Below are 26,181 nucleotides of genomic sequence, written 5' to 3'. Positions count from 1 at the left end.
ATCCAGTCTATTTCAGCTGAATATTTTGCAATTCACCATCGAACTGCTGCAACAGGTCACGTACCGCAGGTTCAGCCTGTAACAGCTCTTCAGCGCGTTTAAAGGCACGAGCCTTCCGCTGATGCTGCATGGTATAGGGTGTTAGCTGGTCCACACTTTCAAATTTCACCTGGAAATGAGTTTGCGGCCACTGCTGTTGTAAAGCAGCTTCCAGAGTATGTTGCAGTTGTGTCAAAAGTTGCTGGTATTGCTCAGGGATATGAAAAACGGATTGGCCATTAATCTGTCCGCTCATGACACCATACTGTGCCAGTTCCTGCACTGCTGGAGAAAGCTGGCTGTTACGGAACCAGTATTCCCATTTTTCGACGCTCCACTCACCCTCTAACATTTGCTCAGGGATTTTTAAAATATCCTGTGGCATCAGATTCTGCGTATTTAAATCTTGGGAAATGTCATCCGGTAGCGCAGTCTGAATCGGAGCGACTTCTTCAATCACAGGCTGAGCAATCGTTTCCTGTGAAAGTTCCAATTCCGGTGAGGCAAGACTAAATTCCTCATCAGCAGATATTTCTTGTGCTGCTTCGACATGAGTAACAGCATCTACAGGAATAAACTCTTCAAGCAGGAAATCATCCGAGCTGCTGCTTGTCGCCGGTGCTTCTACGCTACTCTCGATTTCATCAAAACCAAACAGGCCTTTGTCGTCATTTGGATCAAAAACGATCTGATCACTAGACTGTACTTCCTCAATCGCTGTCTGAATTACTCCCTGTTGAACAGGCTCAGGTGCATGATCATTAGTGGACTTTTCTTCATGGAGAAAATCATCTGAAGATGGTTCAGGCATTGATGGCGTATAAGCTTCCTCATCCGTCTCATCGTCCAGAGAGAAATCATCGAAGGTCGGTTCCGCTTCAAATGTTTTTGCTGTGACTGTTTCAGACTGCAATTGTGTCTGAATGGGCTGTTGTAGACGTGTAGGAGAAGCTGCTATTGGTTGAGTTGCGGCTTCATGAACGACTGGAACCTCGCTTGGCTGTAAGGGACGGAATGCCAATAAGCGTAGCACCGTCATCTCAAAACCTTGTTCCTGAGTCACAGCCAACTGTAAATCAGCGCGTCCCTTACAAGCAACTTGATAATACAGTTGTAAATCCTGAGCCGAAATCAGACCGGATAATTGCATGATCTTTTGATTGATTTCAGCACTATATTTCAGACTTAAATCAGGCAGATATTGTAATAAAGCCAGTTCATGCAAAGTCGAAATTAACTGATCTAAAACCAGTGACACATCCAAAGCCTGCTGACGGAATTGCAGCAACAACTGACTGACCTGTGCTTTCTGGTTCTGGTGAATCGCCAGAATCAGATCATAAATAATGGTCCGGTCAATCAAGCCCAGCATGTCTTTGACATCCTGATGCTGAATCGCACCCTGACCATAGGCAATCGCCTGATCGGTCAGAGACAAGGCATCACGCAAAGAACCTTGAGCAGATTCGGCAATTTGCCAGATGGCATCCTGATCCGACTGAATACTTTCTTGGCCTAAAATCTGGGCCAGATGCTCGGTAATTTCATCAACAGCCAATGGGCGCAAAGTAAACTGCAAACAGCGTGAAATTACGGTAATTGGCAGCTTTTGTGGGTCGGTCGTAGCAAACAGGAACTTGACGTGCGCAGGTGGCTCTTCCAGAGTCTTTAATAAAGCATTGAAAGAATGCGTGGACAGCATGTGCACTTCATCAATCAGGTAAACTTTAAAACGACCTTGAGTCGGTGCATAAGGCACATTGTCGAGCAGCTCGCGAGTATCTTCAACCTTGGTGCGTGAGGCCGCATCGATTTCGATCAAATCGATAAAGCGTCCTTCGTTGACGGCGCTACAAGTCGCACAGACTTCACACGGTGTCGAGGTGATACCGGTCTCACAGTTCAAGCACTTCGCCAAAATACGTGCAATCGTGGTTTTTCCGACACCACGCGTTCCTGTAAACAAATAGGCATGGTGCAAACGGCCACGTTCGAGCGCGCTGGTTAAAGCACGTGAAACATGGTTTTGCCCCACCAATTCATTAAAATTACGAGGACGGTATTTTCGCGCAAGTACTTGATACATGTATGCTCCTTTTTACAGGTCTAAGCATACTGTTTTTTTAGTAAATAGTGAAATGAATGCCGGTTTATAAACAATAAAAATCCCTTGATCAAAATCATTGAAAAAGGGATATAAAACATATATTTTCTTAAAATCAGACCGATTCAAACAGGATAAAGTCACTTTGCATCTGGTAGCGTTTGCCTGTTTGATCTTCACGAATTTCCAGAACCTGCTTTTTCAGATCCACATAAACCAGATTGCGGGTATCGACATTCAGCAGTTCAATCTTTTGTTGCGTATCATCCTGAAAACGAATCGGCCCAGTAATGGTTTCAATCGGGTTATGCCCACTCAAGCTTTCACGTGATAACGTAAAAGTCCGATCATCATGCAAGCTCAAAGCAACAGCCATACCCGGACAATCGTCACAACTTGAAAAACATCCCATACAGGGTGTGGTGCCCTGATAATTCCCGACCCAGGCAGGAATCTGAGCTTTAGCCTCAATAGCAGTATTTGCCGTCGATTGGTTTTGATCCTGGCAGCCAAACAAGGCACTGCTTGCGACCAGAGGAATCATCAGCACTTTTTTCATCACTTCATACCACAGACTGGGAGTCACGCCAAAATAACATATTTTAAGGACTTTACTAAACTCCCCAATCAGGGATATTTAGCGCCAACCTTTACGTCCAGTCAGGACGGCATCAGCACAGCGTAAGGTTTCCTGTGTCAAACCCCACAGACGATAATCTCCGGTCAATGAACCTGTCGGGAAATTATGGGTATAGGCAAAACTTAAATTACGCTCAGGGTCACACCAGGCTCCCGAACCATTAAAGCCCATATGACCAAAACCTTGCGAAGCTTTACCTAAAGTAAGCACCCGATGATAACCCAATCGCCAGTGCATCGGCAAAGGCATGACTCGATCGCGTTTTTTGCATTGAATCTGACTGAGACGCTGAAAAACTTCAGGCGAGATCAATTGCTGTCCTTGCCATTCGCCGCGGTTGGCCAGCATGGCATAAATTTTTGCCAGACTCTCTGCGGTAAATACTCCATTGGCGGATGGAATGATTGCTTGCAGGCCTTGCTCACTAAAGAAACTGAAATTCCTCATTCCTTTGGGAATCATCGCATCCTGAAAATCCTGCGGATCTTGTCCACTCCAAATCAAAGCCCGCTCCATCAGATTCGGTTTTCTTGATCCTGTTTTTTTCGCAGGCTGCGATTGAGACTTGGCTGCTTTAGCTTTAAAAATCGGCAGTGCTACCCGAGCTAATTCATTGGTCGGCACACTGAAATAAGCACCATTCAACATCAAAGGCTGAACCAGATATGCCTGCATCAGTTCAGTTAAAGTTTTAGCTGTCGCTTTTTCTAATGCACCACCGACCTGCCAGCCAAAGGTCAGCGGTTGATAGGCCGCATCTGTTGCAACTTGAAAACGTGGTTCAGCCGCGGCAATTCGGTCTAGCATCTGCGGCCAGTCGGCCATTTCAGTGGCGTCGGCAATGATATTACGGATATCAAACAATCCGCTTTGATGACTCAGCATATGCGCCAGAGTAATATTTTCTTTACCGTTTTGCGCAAATTCAGGCCAATATTCTGCAACAGGCTGGTCATAATCAACCAGGCCCTGACTGGCCAGAATATGTGCCAGTGTCGCCAGCACACCTTTGCCCGTCGAATAACACAGCGACATGGTATCGGTTTGCCAAGCCTCAGATTCCGATTTTTTCCCGGTATAAATATCGACGACTTTTTGTCCCTGAAAATAGACAACAAGTGCCGCACCACCCTGCTCTGTGCGAGCATGCTGTAGGCGACTAAACTGACGGGCAAGGTCACGGAAATTTTCATTTACCGTTCCTTGGTAATGGGCTGTATCCGCAAATAAATAATCTTTGAGTGGCTGCATCATTCTATCCATAGAATATTGATTTCTTAAAAACAAAAAAGCCTAAATCAGGTTCAGGCTTTTATCGTACTTTAAATTGCGGTCACAGTTCCTGTGACATGCGGCTTCTGATTTTTGCTATTACGAATCAGGATTTCCGTATCATTAGCTGCTTTCGCGGTTAAGAATTGCACTTTGGAAGGCAGATATAAGGGCAGTTTAAACCAGACATCTGCTTCATAGGCATCGGGCAATGCCAGGCTGGACAAAGCTTTAGCCTTGGTCCACATACCATGCGCAATCGCCTGTTTAAATCCGAATGCCTTAGCCATTAGGGCATGAATATGAATCAGGTTAAAGTCGCCGGATGTCATGGCATAACGGCGACCCGTATTTTCTAGAATTTCCCATTCAGCATTCAGCTCATAATCGGGTGTCTTGTTTTCGACGATTTTGGCTGCAGCTTTGCCTTTACTCTTTTGACGGGACAGATAAGTGGTCAAGGCTTCCACCACCACTTCATCACCGACTTTTACTGTGGTGATGAAATCAAACTGTACACCTTTATCATGCGGCTGCAATTCACCAAACTTGCAAGACAATGTGAGAGATTCATTGACTCCGATTTTACGATACTGTTTGACCTGATTGCGGATATGCACCAGACCGAGAACCGGAAAAGGAAAAGCTTCAGCCGTCATCATATGCATTTGCAGGCTTTGTGAAAGAACTGTTAGATAAATGGCTGGAATATAGCCATTATTTTTAAAACCACAAACTTCATTATAGGCTTTCAGATGCTTTTGATCGACCTTGAATGAATCCACCACATATTCAACTTGCGGTAGAACTTTTTCAGCTTTTGGCTTTTTAAAAATCAAGCCCTGAATCACTTTTGGATAGGCTAAATAAGGTTTTGGAAGTTGACTAAAATGGTGAGTATTCATACTGAACCTTTGGAATATTTATCTTTATGACGTCCTTCTTTTTAAAAGAAGGAAGAATATCTTTTTAAATAAATCCCTCCCAACCTCCCTTTAACAAAGGGAGGAGTAGTCCCCTCTTTTGCAAAGAGGGATTTAGGGGGATTCTAAATTAAGCCCCTAACAGGCTCTGACCACACACACGCACCACATTGCCATTCAAACCTGAAGAGGCAGTCGAGGCAAACATCGCAATCGCTTCTGCCACATCAGCAGGATGACCACCCTGACTCATGGAGTTCATACGGCGTCCAGCTTCACGGATGGCAAATGGAATTGCTGCTGTCATTTGCGTTTCAATAAAACCCGGTGCCACAGCATTAATGGTTATACCATTTTTTAATGTCGGTGCTGTGAATTTCACCACACCAATTACACCTGCTTTAGAGGCTGCATAGTTGGTTTGACCCAGATTACCTGCAATACCTGAAATAGAAGATACACAGATAATGCGACCATTTGCATTTAGACCATCGTTGCAGAGCAAGTAATCATTGACACGTTCAATTGCTGACAGGTTGATGTTAATGACCAGATCCCAAAGCTCAGGCTTCATATTGGCCAAAGTCTTGTCGCGGGTAATCCCTGCATTATGCACGATAATATCCAGACCACCCTGCGCCGCTGCCGCCTGTTTGATTTTCTCACCCGCATCGGCTGCAGTAATGTCAATCGCCAGTGTAGAGCCGCCAATTTCACCAGCGACACGATCCAGATCCGCCTGCTGTTGTGGGACATCCAGACAAATCACATGTGCGCCATCACGTGCCAGCACATGAGCAATCGCCTCACCAATACCACGGCTTGCTCCAGTTACTACTGCCGTTTTTCCTGCCAGTGGCTTACTCCAGTCCAAGTCTACTTGTGCTGCTGCCGATACACGAACAACCTGACCCGACACATAGGCAGAGCGTGGAGAAATTGCAAAACGTAGCACAGACTCAAGATTGGCTTCGGCACCTGCATCGACATAAATCAGGTTGGCTGCAATACCCTTTTTAAATTCTTTGCCCACAGATTTGACAAAACCTTCGAGCGCACGTTGTGCAATGGCCTGACTCACAGATTTTGCAGATTCAGGTGTTGTGCCGATCACGACCACACGACCAGAACTTTGAATCTGACGCGCAATCGGATTAAAGAATTCATAAAGTGATTTTAGTTGCTCTGAATTTTCAATACCAGAAGCATCAAAAATAACCACTTTAAACCTGGATTCTTTGTCGCCAGTATTAAATGCATTCAGGTTCAGACCCGATTTCGCCGCTGCCTGTTGCAGTTCCGCATTATTGCCTGCATAGCTATTGGCATGAATATTGGCCAGTACCTGGGCAATAGAACCGGTCAATACACTCGCAGGTGCAGCACCGAATAACACAGCGCCTTTTACCACTGGCGTTGCAGACTCGAAACGGTCTAGGGAAATTGGGGATGGCAAGCCCAGATTTTTAATGACAAATTTACCAATAGGAGATTTTGCGAAAGTTTGGTACTGATCAGTCATGTTTATTATCTCTCATACAAATTAATTTTTGATCGATCTAAAGTTATCCTTTAACTTCAATATAATGCCAGATACTTATATTGCAATAGATCTACCAGATTCTACCCAATCATACTTGAGATATCTGGCAGATGACTTGACCTGAGCGCAGTCTGCAATGTCATTGTAGTCAATACAGCATATACTCATCTATGCTAATGTAAGCCACAAGAAGACGATCAATTTGCTTGGAAAAGCCTTATGAGCAAAACAACTCAAGAAAATCCAGCAGTCGAGAATCCCGCATCTCCAGCTGTGTCAAAATCATCAACGCGTGCTAAGCGTAGCACTAAAAACACGGATACAGCCGCTGCTGCAGCTAAAAGTCCGGCTAAAACTCCGCGTACCCGTCGTACAGCGAGCAGTAGCAGTCAGACGACATCAACTCAAACAGATTCAGTTTCAAAAACACAGCCTTCTGTTCAACAGGATAATAATATGAGCCAAAACACAGTTCGCCGCGTTGCTATTCTTGGTGGCAACCGTATTCCATTTGCACGTTCGAATGGTGCCTATTTTACTGCCTCTAACTCGGACATGCTGACCGCAGCATTAAATGGTCTGGTAGAGCGCTTTAATCTGCAAGGTCAACGTGTCGGTGAAGTGGTTGCAGGTGCTGTCCTGAAGCATAGCCGTGACTTTAACCTGACTCGTGAATGTGTTCTGGATACGGCACTGGCACCAGAAACCCCAGCTTATGATATCCAGCAGGCGTGTGGTACGGGTTTACAAGCTGCATTTTTAGTGGCAAACAAGATTGCACTGGGCCAAATTGAAGTAGGAATCGCCGGTGGTGTAGATACCACCTCTGATGCGCCCATTGCATTGGGTGACGGCTTGCGTAAAGCGCTGCTTGAATTGAACATTGCCAAAACTGCCAAAGACCGTTTAAAAGCCTTGACCAAAATTAATGTCAAAGAATTGATGGACGCACCTAAAAATGGTGAGCCACGTACTGGCTTGTCTATGGGTGATCATCAGGCGATTACCACACTGGAATGGGGTATTTCCCGTGAAGCGCAAGATGAACTTGCTGCATCTTCACACCAGAAAATGGCAGCAGCTTATGAAGAAGGTTTCTTTGATGATCTGATCACGCCATTCCTGGGTTTAGAGCGTGACAATAACCTGCGTGCTGATTCTTCAGTCGAGAAACTGGCGAAGCTTAAACCTGCGTTTGGTAAGGGCGATGCGCGTACCATGACTGCGGGTAACTCTACCCCACTGACAGATGGTGCTTCTTGCGTTCTGCTAGCGTCTGAAGAATGGGCAAAAGCCAATGGTCATGAAGTTTTGGCTTATCTGACTTTTCAGGAAACTGCAGCAGTTGATTTCGTCGAGAAGAAAGAAGGTTTATTGATGGCACCTGCTTATGCTGTTCCTCGCATGCTGGAACGTGCGGGCCTAAAACTTCAGGACTTCGACTATTATGAAATTCATGAAGCATTTGCTTCTCAAGTGCTGTCTACTTTAAAGGCATGGGAAGATCCAGCATTCTGTAAAGAGCGTTTAGGTCTGGATGCGCCACTCGGTTCAATTGACCGTGCAAAACTGAACGTGAAAGGCTCATCCCTTGCAGCCGGTCATCCCTTTGCAGCAACTGGTGGTCGTATTATTGCGACGGCAGCCAAACTGATTGCTCAAAAAGGTTCAGGTCGTGTACTGGTATCGATCTGTGCTGCCGGTGGTCAGGGTGTTACAGCGATTATCGAAAAATAAGCTGCTACCTTGATTCAAAAAAGCTCCTCGATTGAGGAGCTTTTTTATACCTTTTACCTACTGTATTGGCATTGGATTATTTTTAAAGTATTCGTCAACTTTATTCCAAGGTGCTGTTGATGCTACACCCCTCACAATGTTTTGATTAACCCCCTGGCACAGCGCTGCATCGGGAGTGAGGTGGAATGCGTTAACATTTGGATCCATATAAGGCAGTGAACCAGGACGGCGCTGGAAGTAGAAGTTCAACCAATCCACCATCGGCTCGAAGCCATGTGATGACATCGCCCATGCGCTATTATGTCCCCCCCAATGATGTCCGAATTCATGCGCAATAATACGAAAACCTGATAAACGATAGTGACCATAGAATAGCCAAGTATCGACACCCAGCACGGTACCGCCACCAAGACCACCACCCATATTGGTAATACCAAGATTAATCTCGTTACGATTTAAAATCTCTTTGTAGATACGAACATAGTCTTCAGGCATATAAATACCGTTTGGCCCATCGACTTGACCTGCATTACCAAAGAAATCATGGCCCATCACTGCTTTATGATTAAACCAGAGGTTTTCAAATTCAGGGGTACTGAGCATGTATGCTAAGTTCGTCATCATGATGACCCATTCACGCGCATAGACAGGCGTTACTCGACACCATTTGCCTGGTTCGTCATATTTACCAAAATAGATTTTCCATTTTGCCTGAATTTTATTGAGCTTTTTCACATGCTCGTCTGTTTCAGAAGTCACATGTAAATCGAAAATATCACTTGGTATCAGCGTGGTCTGACTTAAACCTGCCAACTGAATTGAACCACTGCCATCTGCAAGCGGGAAGCGGGATTGATCATTCAATTTAATATTAAATTTTGCAGTGGAAAATGGCGTAAGCTCATCTAAATCTGCAAGTATAACCCAATCATCTGAATGACGGATTTTGGCGCGAATTTGTAAATTTCGAACAGGAACAGCGCTATAACTTTTAAGCGTTAAAGCGTTGCTACTCAGCTCTGCCGATAAAATCCGATTCATATACACATGACGTTCAGCACTATTGGTCAGCGCCTCCCAAGATTCACCATCTTGCAATACAAGTGTTTGATTTTGTGCTTTAGATTCAGTCAACAATAATGCAGAACTCAGCTGTTTGGTCTTATTTTGCTGTAATGTGACCATTGGCAAGAGCTTAACCCTTTGATTAGACAAATGAATCAACTGTTGGCCATACACCGCAACATCACCTGCTCTTTCGATATGACTGCTTTCAGCTTGCCCTTTCAGGATATATTTTTTGAATTGGTCGATATTGTGCTTTGGCAGAATTGATTTTAAGCCAAATTCCTGAGTAGGATATGTTGCTATCGAACCATCATTCCTTGCGGTATACACAGTACCGTCATCATGACGGTGTAAAAGGGTCGCAAGATTTGACTCTGTCAAAATAGGTGCAATGTGAGTGTCATTTTCACGAATTTGGTTAATGTCATGCACATAAGTTTTACCGTTTGGAAGGCTGGTATACAGATGATCTCGCATGACTTCCATACGTGCATTACAGTTACGACCACAATCAGGAAGACTGAGCCGAGCAAACTTTTTCGCTTTTAAATGGTTTTGTGCAATAGCATCGCTTTGACGCCAGACATTAATACGACCTTCGATATCGGGGACATAGATATAGCGGTCATCTGCGGTAACAGCATTACTGTGAACTAAAGCATGGTTCACTGTATCGCCCCACCAAACGCCAGTTCCTAGCGCCATCACAAAGCTCGGTTGAGGCTGTGAAATATCTAGAATATCGACACGGTTAGAACCATAACTGGCCACATATAAGCGTTCTGCATGGATTTCGATATCTGCAAGACTGTCCCATTTTTTTGCTAAGCCTTCAATTTTTAATGGATCAATTGCACTCAGCGCACGTTTTTGTTTTAAATCATAACGTAAAATTTTTGATTCTGATTGGCTGTTGGCGATATACAATATATCACCAGTTCGTACCAGGGCTGTAGGATTCCATGTACTTAAACCGAAATCTTGAGCAGTAAGTTCCGAACCCACATCCAAGACTTTAAATTCTGAAATTTTGGTAAATTGAGCATTATTTCCTGTTGATGGATTAGAGCCAACCGTACCTGACCCAGGCTTAGATGCATGGCTGTCATTCTCACCACCACCGCCGCCACAAGCAGTCATGAGTAAGGCAATGCTTAAACTCAACAAGCTGTATTTTAACTTCATAATTCCCCTTAGATGCAAATGCATAAAAACTTCTGCTCTTATAAAGGGGTTTAAGATGAATACCAAGTCGAATAAGTGTGCTATGTGTCAAAGAAATACTGCTGTTTACTAAATTCCCCACATAAAGCACAAGTAACATTAGCTGTGCTTTATTTTTTTCTATGCTTTTCTTATTATATTTTTCGATGCTCAGGCTGATATCCAAGCATTTCTTCTATCGAATCATAACACCACTGAAAAATGAAGGTATATACCAGAATACACAGGGTCAGGCTAAAATCGAGCACAATCGCCTGCCATAGCCCCATGTTCATCGCATAGGCCACCATTGGAATGGTGGCGAGCATTAAACCACCTTCAAAGCCAATCGCATGTAAAATACGCACTCGAATCGTTCGTTTCAGTTGACGTTTCGCTTCAAATTTTTCGAAATAATGATTAAACAGCATATTCCAGATGACAGAGGTCACGGCCATCACAATTCCCAGTACACCTGTGACTTCTAGCGGCATATTAAAAATAAGACTCAAAGCTATCGCAATGATCACCAACAGGATGACTTCATAGCTAAGCGCATGCACAAGTCGTCTTTTGGAAATCAACATTTTCATTACTCGGTTTTTTATCAATAATCGCGCATATTATGTTCTTTAAACTGATTAATCGAGTTAGAATATTTCAATAAAATTGATAGATAAGATTGCATGAATATTAATCAGGAACAACTCACTGTATTTAAAACTGTGATGGAAACCGGTTCATTCTCTGCAGCTGCACGAAAATTGGGCAAAGTTCCCTCTGCCATTAGCATGTCAATTGCGAATTTAGAAATTGATCTGAATCTGCAACTGTTCCAGCGTATTGGGCGTGAACCTGTGCCAACGGAGCAGGCACAGACACTGTATGAAAGAACAGAACAGCTGTTAATCGAAATGAATCAGTGGAAACAGCATGCGCTTGCCCTAAGTTCAGGCCTGGAGTCTGAACTGAATATCGTCATCGTTTCTGAATTACTGCATACGCGCTGGACTGATTATGTCGTTCTGGTGGAACAGCAATTTCCCGAGCTTCAGATTAATGTCTTTGGTGCACCTCAGGAAGATGCGCAACAGATGCTCTTGGATGGTAGCGCACAACTGGCATTAATGTTTGAGCGGGAACAACTCGATGCACGTGAACAGTTTGTGGAATTAAAGCGTGAAGTCTTGATTCCTGTCGCAGCCAAGCAGCATGTACTGAGTCAATACGATCAGGTCAGCTTTGAACAGATTCTAAATAGCCGTCAAATTGTGGTGGCGAGCCGTGACCGTAATATTAAACCTGAATTATTATATTCCCGTCATTACTGGCGCACTGACAATCATCATTCTGCCTGTAGCATGATTCAACAGGGTTTGGGTTGGGGTGTTCTCCCGCAGGAAATGCTAAAAAAACAGCCGAATTTACAGAAAAATCTGCAAGTGCTGAATCTGCTCGATTTCACCCCAAAGTTTGAATATTTTATCGATCTGGTCTGGAGTCGGGAAAGCAACTTGGGCACAGCTGCTCATTTTTTGATTAATCATCTGCGAAATCAGCGTAAAAGTAGCAAATAATCACAGAAACACCACTTCAGTCTACTTGGTAAATACAGGGTTTATGATATAAAAGTATGCATAAGCAATAACCATAGAACTAGATCGTAATGACATTAACCGCATTAGACCAATTAAAAAACTTGACCACAATTGTGGCGGATAGCAGTGACTTGAGCGCAATTGAAAAATTTCGTCCTCTGGATGCAACCACCAATCCATCACTGATTACAGCAGCGGCCAGTCAAGTTGAGAACAAGGCCCTGATTGAAGCGGCCTATCAGCAGGCGCAGCAGGAAGGCTATGCGGATGATGCCCTAATTGAACGTACCATTGATATTTTGACCGTCAAATTCGGCGTTGAAATCTTGAAATTAATTGAAGGGCGTGTTTCGACTGAAGTCGATGCGTCCCTGTCTTTTGATACTGCTGCCACCATCGCAAAAGCCAAAGAGTTACTGGCACTATATGCGCAGTATGGGATTGACTCCGATCGCATCCTGATCAAGATTGCATCAACCTGGGAAGGCATTCAGGCCGCAAGAACCTTAGAAGAAGAAGGCATTCATACCAACCTGACCCTGTTATTTGGCCAGCATCAGGCCCATGCCTGCGCTGATGCCAAAGTTACTTTAATTTCACCTTTTGTTGGCCGGATTCTGGACTGGTACAAGAAGGCTGAAGGTGTGGATGCTTATCCAATCGAAAAAGATCCTGGCGTGTTATCGGTTAAAAGTATTTATGAGTTTTATAAAGCCCATGGCATTCAAACCGAAATTATGGGCGCCAGCTTCCGCAGTATCGATCAGGTCTTGGGCTTGAGCGGTTGTGACCTTCTTACCGTTGCACCAAATCTACTGGCAGAACTGAACCATGATCAACGTAAAGTTCAGCCGCAACTTTCAGCGACAGCTATTACTGTGCAGGGTGAACTGAGTCCGATCAGTCAGGCAGCATTTCTGGAACAGCTGAAGCAGGATCAAATGGCCAGTGAACTATTACAAGGCGGTATTCAGGGTTTCATCAAAGCGCGTGAGCAACTGGCTGCGCTATTAGGTCAAACCTTTCTCAATCCCGTTGAAAGCTAAGCTAAAATCTTAGAAATTTTACCAGCCGATGTTGCTATAATGCCGCATCGGCTTTTTCTTGTGCGAATTCTTCGTGTTTGGTATTACAGATCTCAGTACCTTTATCATTGGTACCACCTTAATTGTGCTCTTGCCCGGCCCCAATTCCCTTTATGTCATGTCCATTGCCTCACGTTTTGGTATCAAGACAGGTTATTTAGGTGCTCTGGGAGTGTATACCGGTGACATGATTCTGATTTTATGTACTGCTTTGGGGGCTGCATCTTTATTGCATGCTTTTCCAATCCTGTTTATTACTTTGAAGATTATCGGCGCCATCTACCTGAGTTATCTGGGGATGAAGTTATTAATTGCCGCCTATAAAACCATTCGTCCAACAGAAAAAGTGACGATTCCGCAGATGAATGCGGCTGATGCTAAAGCTTCGTCTATTCAGCCATTTCGTACTGCATTGACCATCAGTATTTTAAATCCAAAAGCGATTCTGTTTTATCTGTCATTTTTTGTGCAATTTGTTGATCCTCGCTATCCTTATCCGGCATTGACTTTCATTCTATTGGCTTTGATCTTGCAATTGATTAGCATGACCTATCTGTCCATTCTGATTTTCTCAGGGGTAAAACTGGCCTCCTATTTCAACCAGCATTACAAACTGACAGCCAGTTGTGTGGCCATAGTCGGCATTTTATTCTGTGGTTTTGGGATGAAGCTAGCCAGCTCTACCTTATAAAAGCTTGAAACAGATATTGTCTAAATACGTGAAAAGCGTATGATTTAAACGCTTTTTAAAATTGTGTCATGGACGATGCCAAAACTATTACAAGATCTGTCTCTTACTGCGGTCATTGCCGGCCTGATTACCTGCCTGATTGGCATTAGTGTTTCTGCTGTACTGGTGATTGAAGCTGCACAAAGCTTAGGCGCCAATGCGGCACAAATCAGTTCCTGGTTATGGGCACTGGGAATCGGCATAGGTATCTCTGGTGTGTGGCTGTCCTGGAAATATCAGTATCCTGTTTCTACTGCCTGGTCAACGGCGGGACTAGCTTTGATCATTGCGTCTGCGGGTCATTACAGCCTCGGTGAAGCGATTGGTGCGTTTCTGATTTGTGGACTGTTGACTGCTGCGCTGGGATTCTTAGGAATTTTTGAGCGTATTTTTCATTTTATTCCACAAAGTTTAACCAGTGCCATGCTGGCTGGAGTATTGCTAAAATTTGGTATTTCAGTATTTGGTAGCCTGCAACAGTCCTGGAAATTTGTACTCAGTGTCCTGGCCATTTATCTGATCTCAAAAAAAATCAGCACACGCTATAGCATCGTGATTACCGTATTTACCGCAATTGCGCTCTGCCCTTTCTTTATCGATTTTACAATCCCGAGTTTAAACTGGAGTATGGCCCAGCCGGTCTGGATCCAACCTGAATTTAGTCTACAAGCTGTTCTAGGGCTGGCTTTACCACTGTTGGTGATCAATCTGGCTTCGCAATATCTACCCGGACTGGCAGTAATTAAAAGCTATGGCTATCCACCCAAGGTAAACGGTATTTTAGGCTGGACCGGTATAAGTCAGGCGATACTGGCACCTTTTGGCTGCTTTAGTGTCAATCTTGCTGCGATCAGTGCGGCAGTGAGTCTGGATACTCAAGCTCATCCCGACCCACAGAAACGCTATATTGCAGGCATGAGTTGTGGGCTGTTTTATATTTTGATGGGACTATTTGCAGCGACCTTGACCAGTGTCCTGATGGCATTTCCAGCAATCCTGATTACCATTCTGGCCGGAATTGCCTTATTCGGCACCATTGGGCATAACATCGCGCTGGCTTTTCAGCAAAGCCATGAACGTGAAGCGGCTCTGATGACCTTTTTATTCAGTGCATCCAATATTCAGTTTTTCGGGATTGGTTCAGCCTTTTGGGGCTTACTACTGGGATTAATGGTTTATTTTCTATTTAAGCTCAAGCCTCAAGTCACTTAAAATTGATGACTGATCATTAGAATAAAATGACAAATAAGGGCAGCGATCATGTCTGCCTTTTATGAATGTCCTGCGGTCTGGGAAAAAAGGTTGATGACGAGTACACCGGAAATAATCAGTGCAATGCCAATAAGTGCAGGCACATCGAGCGTCTGCTTGAAAAGTACATAGCCCACAATTGCAGTCAGAACAATTCCCACACCGGCCCAGATGGCATAAGCGATTCCCAATGGAATGACTTTAATCACTTTGGACAATAAATAAAATGCAATACAGAATAAAACCACGACTGCCAAAGACGGCCATAATTTGCTAAAGCCTTCAGATTTTACTAAAAATGTAGAGCCTGTGACTTCGGCGACAATCGCCAGTGCCAGTAACAGGTAGGCCCACGATACAGGATTCATTTTTCCATCTCCAAAATTTCAGTGTTCATGCTTTGAATAACAAGCCAATTAAAATAGAAAATTAAACTTTAAATAATGCTTATTTTACAGTGAATGCTGGTGCAGAAAATCAAGGGTGCGAATAAAGGTTTGCTGACTCTCTTTTTTGCCCATAAAAAACTGGTATTCATGAATCAGCCAGGCTTTAGATTCCGGATAAAATACCTCGGTCACTGCAATATTCCGGGCCTTGAGTGTCTCTACAAAAGGTAAGGATTGAGTATCGGTCAGAAAGTCTTTATTACCGCCACTGATGAACACCGGCGGATAAGCATTTGAAATATGCTGGATCGGGGAAATCTGCTTTAAAAATTCGACATCATCTTTCTGGTCGCCCGTATAGGCCTGTACCAGATTATAAACGCCCCATTCGACCATTTTGATTTCAGCCGGTGCTTTTTGCACAAAGGCCTGTAGATCATAAATACCACAATGCAAAATCAAGCCTTTGAGCTGCATTGGTTGAATATTTGGACTGAAATTGGATTGTTGTGAAAACTCTGGATTGGTCAACAATGCGGCATAATGACTGGCCAGATTGGCACCGGCAGAATCTCCGGCTAAATACAGTTGTGCTGCATCAATGTAGTAGTTCTCGGCATACGTGTTGATAAATGCCAACGCCTGATTGATTTGCTGAAGTTGACTCGGATAAGTCACCTGAGGCGCAAACTGATATTGTACAGAAATCACGTTATAGCCTTGCGCCGCCAATAGCTTAAAATAGCCGCGGGCATGTGCCTTGGAACCTGAAATCCAGCCACCGCCATGAATCCAGACAATAGTCGGTCTCGGGCCTAGATTCTGAATATTTTGCGGTTGATACAGATCGAAGCTTAAATCTTGTAGCGGCTGGTACACAATATTGTTTTGTACCCGAACAGTTTTAGGGGCATAACGATCCATCACTTTTTGTTGTAGGCCCGTAGTCATATTGAAGGCACTGGCAATTAGCCTGCTATTTTGTACGGTATTCTGACAGCCCGCTAACATCATCGAGCTGACCAGCACAAGATTTACCGCGATATATCTCACAATTTCAATTTCCCTATATTGATAAAAATCAAGCGCAGGCAGTTTAACTGAAATGCTCAAAAACCAAAAACTTAATCCAGTTCGTTCTGGCAGCAGAGGTGAAAATCCCCAGTTTTTTGCTCGGATTTATTTGCCCATTTCTTTACAGTTTTATGTGAATAATAGTTGTAATTTAATGAGTTTTTTCATTTTTTTAGGTTTTGCAATTGCACCTGTAGAGTCACTGTGCTATCAATGAATCAGAAGCGAACAATAAACATTTGGAGTAAAAAAATCATGGCCTATCAGCATATTTTAGTTCCGGTAGACGGCTCAGAAATTTCTTTTTCCGCAGTACGACATGCTGCAAAAATTGCCAAAGCATTTGGTGGCCAGCTTTCCCTGATCAGCCTGATTGCAGAAGATCCTTTTACTGAAGCTGATTTCTATTACAGCTCATCTATCATGAAGGAATATTTTGTACAGGCGCATGCCAATGCCAAAAATGCCCTGAAAGAAGCCACTGCGATTGCAGCGACTGAAGGTATTGAAGCTCAGTCACGGATCGTCACGGGTCTGGTCAATGCCGAGCACATTGCCAAAACTGCTGATGAAGTAAAAGCAGACCTGATTGTTATGGGTTCTCATGGCCGTAAAGGCTTCCAGAAAATGATTCTGGGCAGCTTTGCACAGGATGTTTTAGGTGCCAGTGAAATTCCGGTTCTGATCGTGAAAAAATAATCAAAGCTTTGCGCATCTTCAAGGTGCGCATTACCCGGTTTTCTATATTTGATTTCAAACCAAACCGTACGTTATGGAGATTCACCCACCCAAATCCTATTTTCCTTACTGCAATAATAAATATCAGGAAGCACCATGAATAATTATGATCATCTTCTCGTAGCACTCGATGAGTCCTCGATTTCCTATGCTGCCGCAGAACATGCCCTCGAACTGGCCAAAGTATTTCATAGCCATGTCACCTTACTCAGTGTCATTGCGGTTGACCCTTTTAAGGGCGTAGATTTTTATAAAGTTGCTCCAGCAGTCACAGATTACTTTATGCATGCAGAACAAAATGCGCTTGATCGCTTAAATGACCTGAAACAGAGCTTTGTTCGTGAAGGCATACAGGTCACGACAAAAATCCTGCATGGTATGGCACCTTCAGAAGGAATCTTACAGGCTGCAAATGAATCACCGACTGATGTCATTATTATGGGTTCACATGGCCGTAAAGGTTTGCAAAAACTCATGCTGGGTAGTGTGGCGCAAAATGTGCTGGCACTTTCTGATATTCCAGTACTGGTGGTCAGACAATAACAGGTATTGATGAAAGCCTGAGCTGAGCAGGCTTTTAGCGAAGCTTTTGATTCAGCTCACTCAAGAAGATTTCTGCATCAAGCTGGCTTTGAAATACTTTCTTGTATTCCCCGACCTGCTGAACAGAATGAGGCGTATATTGAATCGAGATTTCAAGTAAGCCATTTTCAGGATTCTTGCTGACATGCACGGCAATAATATGCTGGCTATTTAAATAAAAACCATCTTCAATTTTCACTAACATATCTTGGACAACCTCTAGTAAGCGAATCTGTAGATCCCTTTACCTAGCTTACAGCTTAATAAATACTCTTTTCCGTATAATCATACTGTAACACCCTTTGGTACTTACTAAGCCTTTAGAGAAATTCAACTGTATTTAAAGCCAGCGTTTGAAATAAACAGGAAATAAAAAACCGGATCAGGTCGATCCGGTTTTTTATGAATATTGATGTTATACGCTGAGCATACTATTGAGTGTCTCAGACACGTTTTTAGATTTAACCAGTGGTTTTAAGGTTTCAAGCTGTGCTTTCACTTCACTGCGTTGCGGTTCTGCCAAGGTATACCAGCGTGACAATACCTGTAGCAAACGTGAGCCTACAATCGGGTTTTTCTCGTCCAGATATTTCGCCAGACCAATAAAATGCTGCACACCAAAGCTCCAGGTATTCACCGGATTGGCATTCAGACCGCCGCTCACAGCACGGATCCGGTTTGGTACAGCCAGATCATAATCAGGATGCTGGGTCAGATAGGCAATGGTTGCATCGGTTGCTTTTGGATGCGCTGCCTGCACCATAAACCACTGATCTAAAGACAGGGCTTCGTCTTCAAAGCGGCGATAAAAGTCTGCCAAAGCTTCTTTTGCTTGTGGTGCATCGTTCCAGACCAGAACTTTCAGGGCGCCCAAACGTTCAGACATATTACCTGTATGGTACTGTTCATAGGCCAAATCAAAGGCAGATGCATCTCCCTGACGGGCGATCATCGTCAGCATGATGTTTCTTAAAGCACGTACACCCATCGCTTGCGAGAATTCAGATTGCAGATCAGGATCCAGATCAAGATACGTCTCTTTGGCTGTTTCACCAAAGGCACGGGCCAGTGTATGCAGCAAAGCCTCACGCTTTTCCTGAATCATGACCGGATTATAATCCTGATCAATACGGCTACCCAAATAGCCTTCAGACGGTACATCAAACAGACGTGATGCCAACAGCGGATCTTTTTCAATCACACCCGGCAAGGTATTCAACATCGCCGCGATATAAATTTCTGCAGGCTGGTCATCCAGCAAGATACGCTCGAGTAAGGTCTGAGTTGCTTGCCACTGGTTAAAACCATTCGTTTCATATTGCAACAGGAAAGCCAGTTCTTTTTCTGAATAGTCAAAGTCCAGATTCACTGGTGCAGAGAAATTACGCAACAAGGACACCACCGGTTTTGCTGTCACACCGCTAAATTCGATCGTGGCTTCATCCTGATCAAACAGATACACTCCATCTTTCACGCCATTTTCAAAGAGTGCCTCAGAGTTCAGTGTTAACTGCTTACCGGTTTCAGCATCAAACAATGCCAAAGCCACTGGAATAGGTACTGCTTTCAGATTTAGATATTTAGCATGGGTTTTCAGGCTTTGTTTAAAACTGAGGCGATAGATTTGTGTCTCTACATCATATTCAGCTTTTGCTTGAAGTTTAGGCGTACCCGGCTGGTTATACCAGATCAGGAAATTAGAGAGATCCACACCTGAACCTGCTGTAAGCGCGGCCACCCAATCCTCAACTGTTACCGCCTGACCATCATGACGGCGGAAATATTCATCAGTTCCCTGACGGAATTTTTCCTTGCCCAGCAAGGTCGCCATCATGCGGTTAATTTCCGCACCTTTTTCATAAACAGTGGCAGTATAGAAGTTGTTAATTTCTACAAAATGATCCGGACGTGGTGGATGCGACAGCGGCCCTGAATCTTCCGGGAACTGATGTGCTTTCAGAACCGCCACATCATCAATACGCTGTACCGCAGCCGACTGTAAATCTTCCGAGAAAGACTGGTCACGGAATACCGTCAGACCTTCTTTAAGACATAACTGGAACCAGTCACGACAGGTAATCCGGTTACCAGTCCAGTTATGAAAATATTCATGGGCAATCACCGACTGTACCCGCATGATCGCAGCATCAGTGGTAAATTCTTCATCGGCGAGCACACATGAGGTATTGAAGATATTCAGACCTTTGTTTTCCATGGCACCCATATTAAATGCACTGGTCGCCACGATCATGTAATTGTCGAGGTCATATGGCAGGCCATAATGCTCTTCATCCCAACGCATGGAATGTTTAAGCGCTTCCATGGCAATCTTGCATTTTGGAATATCTTTTTCTTCTGCATAGATTTCCAGTGCCACATTACGGCCTTCTGACGTAACATAGGAATCTTTCATCACCGCCAAGTCACCAATGACACAGGCAAAGAGATAACTTGGCTTTTTGGTCGGGTCCTGCCAGATGGCGTAATGACGGTTGGCATCGACTTCCCCGGTTTCCAGCAGGTTACCATTGGCAAGTAAAACAGGATATTTCTTGTCTGCTTCGACACGCGTGGTAAAGACCGACAACACATCCGGACGATCTGGATAGAAGGTAATTTTACGGAAACCTTCTGGCTCATTTTGGGTTACAAACAGATCTGAACTGGCCTGATACAGACCTTCCAGCATAGTATTGCTTTCCGGATGAATTTTCACCACGATTTCAAGCAATACCTGATCAGGTGCATTGGCAATCAGCAGTTGCTCAGCATCCAGACTGTAGTCACTGGCATTGAGTATTTGACCATTTAACTGAATCGATTGCAGTTCCAGATCTCGTCCGAGCAAGACCAGATCACCGGCAGTTTGACGCTGCATCTCCAGCTTGCTGCTGACCAGACTGTGGTCACTGTAGACTTGAATATTCAGGTCGATGGAATCAACAACAAAGGAAGGTTTTTGATAGTCTTTTAAATAAATGGTTTGATCCGCTTCGATCACCGGGTTTGCCGCAATATTCATGTCCTGTCCTAATCTTTTATCGTGTTCGACATTGTTCATGTCAAAATCATACGCCAAGTTTGAAACGCTGTCTGTGCATTTGTATTGTTAGATCTAATATGGGCATTTCGTGCACCACTTTCAATGCATTCTGCCTAATTGAGCAGCACCCGGCTCTACATAAGAAATATCTATGCCATAAAAATAGTCAGGATCATAATTTCTTACATTTTAATAAATTACTGATTTAAAAATATATAATTTTATTTGCAGAGTACCGCATAAATGCTGATTAAAAAATGAGCACACTTCTTGCTACAGTTAAACTGTGTTTTTCCACACTTCCAATGAAAGAATAATGATAACGATGATGAGGTGAGCCATGTATTTAAAACAGCATGTTGTACGGATCGAAAATATCAAAACTTTGCAGACCCTGGATCAGGCCAATATTGACCATAAAGTGATTGCACTGTTGATGAGCTGTGAAGGAATTCCACTTCAGGCCCATGAAGTAACTGCCATTCTCAACACCTACGATGCACTCGGTGCCAAAAAAGTGCCCTCTAAAAAGGTTCAGGCCTTAATTCATGCTAAACATCGCGGCGAGGAGGACGACACATTACCCTGCCCGGTTTAAAAAGCATCATTTCATGTTTTAAAATCAGAGCTACTTCGGTAGCTCTTCTCCTGTTTGGATGACTATTTTTGATTTAGAAAAATTGCACCCGTCCACTACGTTTGCATCTCATCAGCCGTGTATAATCAAATGCCCGTCCATTCTAGAGTTGCCCGCGACCATGGTATTCAGTGTTCTGCAAAAACAGCTTGATGAAAGTACCCACTGCCCGCTGTGTAAGGCATCGATGTATTGGATTGAGGCAGAGCAATATGATCAGGAACTGAGCTATCATGAATGCAGCCATTGCCAGCATCAGCTTTATTCTGATCAAAAGCACAATTGTTATTGTGAACGATGTCTGGCGCAGCGTAAACGCATGCTCAAGGAAGTCCGTTTACAGGAAAATCGTCTCTATCATAAAAAACAGGACCGGCCGGTTCCTGAGCTCAATCAGCTCAGTTTTATCAATAAACTGTTTCTACTTTCGATTTTAGATGAACAAGTACAGGAATATAGCCAGCACCGCGAATATATCGACTGGCATCAAATTCGCTATTTTTCCATCAGTCCGAACTATCTGTTTCAACATGGTCTGGTCAAAAATATGCTCAGAGAACAGATTTTAATTCCCAAAGATGTGCAACAGGAAAATCAGCACTATTATATTAATGTACGTCTGGATGGCTATTCTGAACCGAGCCTGTTCAGCATTACCCAGCAACTACGCAACTGGTTTTATCAGAACCTGAGTCAAGGTGTGCCTTTTAAAAGTGCAGATGAAGTCAAAGATGCCCTGTATTGTCTGCTATATGAGGAGATCATTCAGTTTGCGCAATTTTACTGTCGTAGCTGGAATGTGCAGATTGCCGGAAATCAGAGCTTTCAGACCTTTTGCTATCGCCTTTTAGATGTCTTGGCAGTGGGACAGATTTATTATCTGGTACAGACCGCACTGGAATATCTATATAAGCAAAAAGCGCTTAAGCCACGCAATGAAAATTTTATTAATACCAATCTGCTGAAAAAAACCTTACAACAGTATCGGGAACGTTCTGTCACGGAAAAATGGGAAACCTCTACCCTGCCACGCCCGCCACAACTGGCCTTCAGCAAGATGAGTGAAATCCTGTTTTATCGCTTCCTGGGTTATGATGAGAATATTTTCTTTCAGCCGGTCTGGCGCTCATGGCATAAAATTGAACCGCGCCTGAAATTTTATTCGCAGAAACGTTGTATGCACTGCGGTTCACAGGAACTTTCGGTGGATTATGATGCCAGTGACTATGTCAGCCTGTTCTGCCGTAGCTGTAAGCATCAGGACCATTATTTTACCCGCTGAGCGAAGATACGACTTAGATTCCTTTTTGACAGATGATCATTATGAATACTTCTACGCAAGCACTACAGCACACGCTTCTGGATCAAATCTGCGAGGCATGGTTAAAGTTACAGCAACATCAGCCATTGGTGCATATCATGACCAATGCCGTGGCCAGTAATTATGTGGCCAATGTGGTGCTGGCTGCCAATGCTTCCCCCGCCATGATCGATAATCCTTTTGAGGCCGAAAGCTTTGCCAAAATTGCAGCTGCGATCAATCTCAACCTGGGTACGCCGACCACCGAACAAGTACAGGCCATGCATATTGCTGCAGAAACGGCACATCGTCTGAAAAAACCATGGGTACTGGATCCGGTTGGTTATGGAACGGTACTGCATTGGCGCTCGAATACGGTAGATCAGTTGCTCAATTCCCATCCGACAATTTTACGGGGCAATGCCTCTGAAATTGGTGCTTTGGCCGGAAAGCGGATCGAATCCAAAGGTGTGGACAGCACCATCAATAGTGCCGATGTTTATTTACAGGCACAAAGCTTATTGGCGCATTGTGACTGTGTCGCGATTTCCGGTGAATCTGATTACATCATTTCCAGAGATTATCCGGTAATACAGGTATCAGGCGGATCATATTTACAACCGCGAGTCACGGCCACCGGTTGTGCACTTGGTGCACTGATTGCAGCCTATAGTGCTGTAAGTTCTCCCGCAATCGCAGCACTCGCTGCACATGTGCATTTTGCAATTGCAGGTCAACGGGCTTTTGAACGTGCGCCACAGCTTGGCAGTTTTAATGTGGCTTTTTTGGATGAAGTCCATCAACTTAATACTGAAAGCATCCGACAATACGCCAACTTTCAAATTTTGCCGGGAGCAGTTTAGTTTGCTAACAGCTTTAAGGGATGTTTGCAGGTTTGCATAGACCTGACACCCCACTTTTAGCTGTACATCGCTCACATTTTCTACTAATTTCTGAAGAGATAGGTTGTTTCTGAATCCTACGCTGAAACTATTTTGAGCATAATCGGTGGTTAACTGAACAGGCTTCATATAACTTAATGTAATTTATCTACCGATTTCCGCCAAAGAGATCAAAATTTTGTTTGATCTGTTTTTGCATGATCCAACTGAAATCATGTGAATTATAATTTAATTATCCAGCAGGATTTGAATGTTACTTTTAAGCTTTAATTAACAGGCTCTATTGATCAATATCCAGTATGTGATTCTGCTTATGCTACATTACGAATCTGGCTTTTAGACTTAAAACTCTAGTGCAATATCAAGCCATTCAGCTCAATATCCAACTTGAAGGATAGTCTGCATCGAATGATAAAAAATCTGTCTGAACAATGACCTCACTTTGTTTTAATAAGGACAATTGAGAAAAGATGCATTAAAAAAAGTCAGCTGCCACTAGAGCAACTGACCTTCAAGATTTGAACAAAGCAAGTGTTTAAGCCGCGTAATGAATACTGACTGATTTGATACGATTGCTTTCAATTTCAGTGACTTTGAACTGTACACCTTGATAATCCAATTCAGTACCGACTTCGACCACACTGTTGGTTTTATCCAGAATCAGACCCGCAACACTGATATAACCAGCATCTTCATCAATCAGATCAATCATGCCGAGTTCAAGCTCAAGCTGATACAGATCCAGCATACCTGAAGCGATCCAGTGGGAATCGTCAATTCTGACCAAATCAAGTTGTTCGTCTGCATCCGGGAACTCACCGGCAATGGCTTCAAATACATCTAGTGGTGAGATCAGACCCTGTACATTACCAAACTCGTCGCTCACCAAGACCAAAGAGCCTTTAGAGGTACGCAAAGTATTGATCGCATCAATAACTTTCATCTTTTCAAAGATATAAATTGGACGATGGCGTTTGATCAGGGCTTTTAACTCTTCCGGTTCTTCCAGCACATCCAGTAATTCCTTGGCGCGTACGATGCTAATCACCTTATCCAGGCTGCCACGACATACCGGAAACAGGCTGTGGGGAACAGATAGAATTCTTTCACGGATCTGTTCCGGGCTATCCTCTAGATCGACCCATGAAATCTGACTGCGCGGTGTCATGATCGAAGCGACTGAACGCTCTGCAAGGGTCAATACCCCGCCAATCATGTAACGTTCTTCATCTGCAAAGGCTTCTTGAGCTTCATTTTTGTCAGTATCAGTGGTTTCCAGCTTGCCGCCCATTAACTTCAAAATGGAATCAGCCGTACGATGACGCAAAGGAATCTTAGATTCATGCTTTGCTGCATTACGCTGGCCGAACTGGTTGAACGCTTCGATCAAGATCGCGACACCAATACCCGAATAGATATAGCCTTTTGGAATGTGGAAACCAAAACCTTCTGCAATCAGACTGATACCAATCAAAAGCAGGAAGCTTAGACACAGAATCACCACGGTTGGATGACGGTTTACAAAACTGGTCAATGGTTTCGATGCCAGTAGCATTACACCCATCGCAACAATCATTGCAGCCATCATGACGTAAATATTGTCGACCATACCAATTGCAGTAATCACTGAATCTAAAGAAAATACAGCATCTAAAACCACAATTTGGGCAACAACAGCAGTGAAACTTGCATAAACCACCTTAGTGGTCAATTTGACTTCAGGCTTACCTTCTATCTTTTCATGTAACTCTGTGACGGCTTTATACACCAAGAACAAGCCACCAAATAACAAGATCAAGTCCCGACCAGAGAAGGTCCAGTCAAACAGGGTGATCAGCGGCTGAGTCAAAGTGACCAGCCAAGCAATGGCAAACAACAGGCCCAGACGCATCAATAATGCGAGTGAAAGACCGATGACACGAGCTTTATCACGTTGTTCAGGAGGAAGTTTTTCAGCCAGAATGGCAATAAAGACTAGGTTATCAATACCTAAAACGATTTCAAGAATAATAAGAGTAATTAAACCTACCCAAATTCCGGGATCTAATAAAAATTCCATTAGAGAACTACCCCGTTCGAGTAAGCTAGAAATAGAGATGGAAGATCAACGCACGGCGAGGGATCCATTAAATTTAACCTATGTAACTTAAGACCATTCCATTATGCATAAACTGAGTATTTTGTAATGTATTAATTTTAGGACTTACGCATTGACGGATTCAAAAAAGTATTAAAATACTTTATAAAGTATCTGTGATCAGACGAATTAAACATGCTTCTACAGCAACTTGTACATTACCCATTTATATGGGCTTTCTCATGA

General features: G+C 43.6%; 22 protein-coding genes. 10 read left to right on the top strand and 12 right to left on the bottom strand.

Going from position 1 to position 26,181, the window contains the following annotated elements:
* Positions 1-7: 7 nt before the first annotated feature.
* From dnaX to FTU87_RS12430, 5 genes are all read right to left on the bottom strand, one after another.
* Positions 8-2,125: a DNA polymerase III subunit gamma/tau gene (gene dnaX, locus FTU87_RS12450; protein ID WP_005097263.1), complete on the bottom strand. Its 2,118-nt coding sequence runs from the start codon at positions 2,123-2,125 to the stop codon at positions 8-10.
* 133 nt (positions 2,126-2,258) lie between these two features.
* Positions 2,259-2,702 (bottom strand): copper resistance protein NlpE N-terminal domain-containing protein, encoded by a 444-nt coding sequence (locus tag FTU87_RS12445; RefSeq protein WP_034608473.1) that lies wholly within the window; start codon positions 2,700-2,702, stop codon positions 2,259-2,261.
* A gap of 78 nt (positions 2,703-2,780) precedes the next feature.
* The gene (locus tag FTU87_RS12440) at positions 2,781-4,034 is read right to left on the bottom strand and encodes a serine hydrolase (RefSeq protein ID WP_005097266.1); all 1,254 of its coding nucleotides are present in this window, start codon (positions 4,032-4,034) and stop codon (positions 2,781-2,783) included.
* Between the two features lie 71 nt (positions 4,035-4,105).
* Positions 4,106-4,960, bottom strand: coding sequence for a MaoC/PaaZ C-terminal domain-containing protein (locus FTU87_RS12435; protein ID WP_180097540.1), 855 nt, complete (start codon positions 4,958-4,960; stop codon positions 4,106-4,108).
* Positions 4,961-5,108: 148 nt separating this feature from the next.
* Positions 5,109-6,500 (bottom strand): 3-oxoacyl-ACP reductase, encoded by a 1,392-nt coding sequence (locus FTU87_RS12430; RefSeq protein WP_180097538.1) that lies wholly within the window; start codon positions 6,498-6,500, stop codon positions 5,109-5,111.
* A 240-nt stretch (positions 6,501-6,740) separates the two neighbouring features.
* On the opposite strand from FTU87_RS12430, the gene FTU87_RS12425 reads away from it, so the two are divergent.
* Positions 6,741-8,258 carry an acetyl-CoA C-acetyltransferase gene (locus FTU87_RS12425; RefSeq protein ID WP_180097536.1) on the top strand — a complete coding sequence of 506 codons (1,518 nt, stop codon included), beginning with the start codon at positions 6,741-6,743 and terminating at the stop codon, positions 8,256-8,258.
* A gap of 57 nt (positions 8,259-8,315) precedes the next feature.
* Here FTU87_RS12425 and FTU87_RS12420 read toward each other — a convergent pair whose 3' ends face one another.
* Together FTU87_RS12420 and aceI are read right to left on the bottom strand one after the other, a co-directional pair.
* Positions 8,316-10,511, bottom strand: coding sequence for a beta-propeller fold lactonase family protein (locus FTU87_RS12420; protein ID WP_180097534.1), 2,196 nt, complete (start codon positions 10,509-10,511; stop codon positions 8,316-8,318).
* A gap of 173 nt (positions 10,512-10,684) precedes the next feature.
* Entirely contained in the window at positions 10,685-11,116 is a 432-nt protein-coding gene (gene aceI / locus FTU87_RS12415; protein ID WP_005097273.1) for a chlorhexidine efflux PACE transporter AceI, read from the bottom strand.
* 99 nt (positions 11,117-11,215) lie between these two features.
* Here aceI and FTU87_RS12410 point away from each other — a divergent pair, with 99 nt between their 5' ends.
* The 4 genes from FTU87_RS12410 to FTU87_RS12395 all read left to right on the top strand — a co-directional run bounded on the left by FTU87_RS12410 (position 11,216) and on the right by FTU87_RS12395 (position 15,154).
* Entirely contained in the window at positions 11,216-12,106 is an 891-nt protein-coding gene (locus FTU87_RS12410) for a LysR family transcriptional regulator (RefSeq protein ID WP_180097532.1), read from the top strand.
* Between the two features lie 89 nt (positions 12,107-12,195).
* A complete protein-coding gene (gene tal, locus FTU87_RS12405; RefSeq protein WP_005170457.1) occupies positions 12,196-13,173 on the top strand; it encodes a transaldolase in 978 nt (325 codons plus the stop codon).
* Positions 13,174-13,246: 73 nt separating this feature from the next.
* Positions 13,247-13,903: a leucine efflux protein LeuE gene (gene leuE / locus FTU87_RS12400; RefSeq protein ID WP_005097277.1), complete on the top strand. Its 657-nt coding sequence runs from the start codon at positions 13,247-13,249 to the stop codon at positions 13,901-13,903.
* 75 nt (positions 13,904-13,978) lie between these two features.
* On the top strand, positions 13,979-15,154 hold the full coding sequence (locus FTU87_RS12395) for a benzoate/H(+) symporter BenE family transporter (RefSeq protein WP_074383234.1): 1,176 nt from the start codon (positions 13,979-13,981) through the stop codon (positions 15,152-15,154).
* A gap of 59 nt (positions 15,155-15,213) precedes the next feature.
* On the opposite strand, the gene FTU87_RS12390 is transcribed toward FTU87_RS12395, so the two are convergent.
* Positions 15,214-15,561, bottom strand: coding sequence for an SMR family transporter (locus FTU87_RS12390; protein WP_180097530.1), 348 nt, complete (start codon positions 15,559-15,561; stop codon positions 15,214-15,216).
* An 84-nt stretch (positions 15,562-15,645) separates the two neighbouring features.
* On the bottom strand, positions 15,646-16,596 hold the full coding sequence (locus tag FTU87_RS12385; RefSeq protein WP_218944874.1) for an alpha/beta hydrolase: 951 nt from the start codon (positions 16,594-16,596) through the stop codon (positions 15,646-15,648).
* A 315-nt stretch (positions 16,597-16,911) separates the two neighbouring features.
* Between FTU87_RS12385 and FTU87_RS12380 the strand changes: the two genes are divergently transcribed.
* Both FTU87_RS12380 and FTU87_RS12375 read left to right on the top strand, forming a co-directional pair.
* Positions 16,912-17,355 (top strand): universal stress protein, encoded by a 444-nt coding sequence (locus FTU87_RS12380; RefSeq protein WP_005170452.1) that lies wholly within the window; start codon positions 16,912-16,914, stop codon positions 17,353-17,355.
* Positions 17,356-17,490: 135 nt separating this feature from the next.
* Positions 17,491-17,937: a universal stress protein gene (locus FTU87_RS12375; RefSeq protein ID WP_005097283.1), complete on the top strand. Its 447-nt coding sequence runs from the start codon at positions 17,491-17,493 to the stop codon at positions 17,935-17,937.
* Between the two features lie 34 nt (positions 17,938-17,971).
* Here FTU87_RS12375 and FTU87_RS12370 read toward each other — a convergent pair whose 3' ends face one another.
* Positions 17,972-18,181, bottom strand: coding sequence for a hypothetical protein (locus FTU87_RS12370; RefSeq protein WP_005097285.1), 210 nt, complete (start codon positions 18,179-18,181; stop codon positions 17,972-17,974).
* A gap of 210 nt (positions 18,182-18,391) precedes the next feature.
* Positions 18,392-20,998, bottom strand: a complete 2,607-nt coding sequence (gene pepN, locus FTU87_RS12365; protein ID WP_180097591.1) for an aminopeptidase N — start codon at positions 20,996-20,998, stop codon at positions 18,392-18,394.
* Positions 20,999-21,359: 361 nt separating this feature from the next.
* Here pepN and FTU87_RS12360 point away from each other — a divergent pair, with 361 nt between their 5' ends.
* The 3 genes from FTU87_RS12360 (at position 21,360) to thiM (ending at position 23,819) form a co-directional block, all read left to right on the top strand.
* Positions 21,360-21,617: a hypothetical protein gene (locus tag FTU87_RS12360; RefSeq protein WP_004278839.1), complete on the top strand. Its 258-nt coding sequence runs from the start codon at positions 21,360-21,362 to the stop codon at positions 21,615-21,617.
* 160 nt (positions 21,618-21,777) lie between these two features.
* Positions 21,778-22,938: a hypothetical protein gene (locus FTU87_RS12355; RefSeq protein ID WP_180097526.1), complete on the top strand. Its 1,161-nt coding sequence runs from the start codon at positions 21,778-21,780 to the stop codon at positions 22,936-22,938.
* 32 nt (positions 22,939-22,970) lie between these two features.
* A complete protein-coding gene (gene thiM / locus FTU87_RS12350; RefSeq protein ID WP_179999379.1) occupies positions 22,971-23,819 on the top strand; it encodes a hydroxyethylthiazole kinase in 849 nt (282 codons plus the stop codon).
* A gap of 574 nt (positions 23,820-24,393) precedes the next feature.
* Here thiM and FTU87_RS12345 read toward each other — a convergent pair.
* Positions 24,394-25,917, bottom strand: a complete 1,524-nt coding sequence (locus FTU87_RS12345) for a TerC family protein (protein ID WP_005097293.1) — start codon at positions 25,915-25,917, stop codon at positions 24,394-24,396.
* Positions 25,918-26,181 lie beyond the last annotated feature (264 nt).

The organism is Acinetobacter sp. YH12156, assembly GCF_013418235.1.
Classification (GTDB): Bacteria; Pseudomonadota; Gammaproteobacteria; order Pseudomonadales; family Moraxellaceae; genus Acinetobacter; species Acinetobacter pseudolwoffii.
This window is presented reverse-complemented; position numbering and strand designations above follow the sequence as displayed.

Coding starts and splice junctions, on each gene's coding strand:
- dnaX (WP_005097263.1), bottom strand. CDS start 2,125: ATGTATCAAGTACTTGCGCGAAAATACCGTCCTCGTAATTTTAATGAA.
- FTU87_RS12445 (WP_034608473.1), bottom strand. CDS start 2,702: ATGAAAAAAGTGCTGATGATTCCTCTGGTCGCAAGCAGTGCCTTGTTT.
- FTU87_RS12440 (WP_005097266.1), bottom strand. CDS start 4,034: ATGCAGCCACTCAAAGATTATTTATTTGCGGATACAGCCCATTACCAA.
- FTU87_RS12435 (WP_180097540.1), bottom strand. CDS start 4,960: ATGAATACTCACCATTTTAGTCAACTTCCAAAACCTTATTTAGCCTAT.
- FTU87_RS12430 (WP_180097538.1), bottom strand. CDS start 6,500: ATGACTGATCAGTACCAAACTTTCGCAAAATCTCCTATTGGTAAATTT.
- FTU87_RS12425 (WP_180097536.1), top strand. CDS start 6,741: ATGAGCAAAACAACTCAAGAAAATCCAGCAGTCGAGAATCCCGCATCT.
- FTU87_RS12420 (WP_180097534.1), bottom strand. CDS start 10,511: ATGAAGTTAAAATACAGCTTGTTGAGTTTAAGCATTGCCTTACTCATG.
- aceI (WP_005097273.1), bottom strand. CDS start 11,116: ATGTTGATTTCCAAAAGACGACTTGTGCATGCGCTTAGCTATGAAGTC.
- FTU87_RS12410 (WP_180097532.1), top strand. CDS start 11,216: ATGAATATTAATCAGGAACAACTCACTGTATTTAAAACTGTGATGGAA.
- tal (WP_005170457.1), top strand. CDS start 12,196: ATGACATTAACCGCATTAGACCAATTAAAAAACTTGACCACAATTGTG.
- FTU87_RS12395 (WP_074383234.1), top strand. CDS start 13,979: ATGCCAAAACTATTACAAGATCTGTCTCTTACTGCGGTCATTGCCGGC.
- FTU87_RS12390 (WP_180097530.1), bottom strand. CDS start 15,561: ATGAATCCTGTATCGTGGGCCTACCTGTTACTGGCACTGGCGATTGTC.
- FTU87_RS12385 (WP_218944874.1), bottom strand. CDS start 16,596: ATGATGTTAGCGGGCTGTCAGAATACCGTACAAAATAGCAGGCTAATT.
- FTU87_RS12380 (WP_005170452.1), top strand. CDS start 16,912: ATGGCCTATCAGCATATTTTAGTTCCGGTAGACGGCTCAGAAATTTCT.
- FTU87_RS12375 (WP_005097283.1), top strand. CDS start 17,491: ATGAATAATTATGATCATCTTCTCGTAGCACTCGATGAGTCCTCGATT.
- FTU87_RS12370 (WP_005097285.1), bottom strand. CDS start 18,181: ATGTTAGTGAAAATTGAAGATGGTTTTTATTTAAATAGCCAGCATATT.
- pepN (WP_180097591.1), bottom strand. CDS start 20,998: ATGAATATTGCGGCAAACCCGGTGATCGAAGCGGATCAAACCATTTAT.
- FTU87_RS12360 (WP_004278839.1), top strand. CDS start 21,360: ATGTATTTAAAACAGCATGTTGTACGGATCGAAAATATCAAAACTTTG.
- FTU87_RS12355 (WP_180097526.1), top strand. CDS start 21,778: ATGGTATTCAGTGTTCTGCAAAAACAGCTTGATGAAAGTACCCACTGC.
- thiM (WP_179999379.1), top strand. CDS start 22,971: ATGATCATTATGAATACTTCTACGCAAGCACTACAGCACACGCTTCTG.
- FTU87_RS12345 (WP_005097293.1), bottom strand. CDS start 25,917: ATGGAATTTTTATTAGATCCCGGAATTTGGGTAGGTTTAATTACTCTT.